General features: G+C 59.1%; 1 protein-coding gene. It reads right to left on the bottom strand.

All coding sequences use genetic code 11. The features are described from left to right. On the bottom strand, window positions 1-303 hold a 303-nt coding region (locus AAEY83_RS13805; RefSeq protein ID WP_351059678.1), incomplete at both ends, for a TonB-dependent receptor domain-containing protein.

The following is a 303-nucleotide window of genomic DNA, read 5'->3' as shown; positions in this document are numbered from 1 at the left end:
GAACCGCCCTGGCCAAGCTGGAAATACTGCAGACTGCCAAACGAAGTTTCGTAGTTGGCGAACAGCTTCCAGGCATCGGACAGGTGATACATCACGCTCAGCGCCGGCAGCGGTTCGTTGCTTTCGATGCTGCGGTTTTTCTCCGGGACCGGCCGGCCAGCAGTGTCGAGGACAGCGCGATCATGCCAATCGGTGCTGATGTGTTCGAAGCGAATGCCCGGGGTGATGGTCCAGTTGCCGACGTCGATCTTGTTGTCGACATACACCGAATTGGCCTCGGTGCCACCGGTGCGATCCTGGAAC

Source organism: Psychrobacter sp. TB20-MNA-CIBAN-0197 (assembly GCF_040309765.1).
GTDB classification, from domain to species: Bacteria; Pseudomonadota; Gammaproteobacteria; order Pseudomonadales; family Moraxellaceae; genus Psychrobacter; species Psychrobacter submarinus.
Note: the sequence above shows the minus strand (reverse complement) of the source record. Positions and strands in the feature narration are given on the sequence as shown.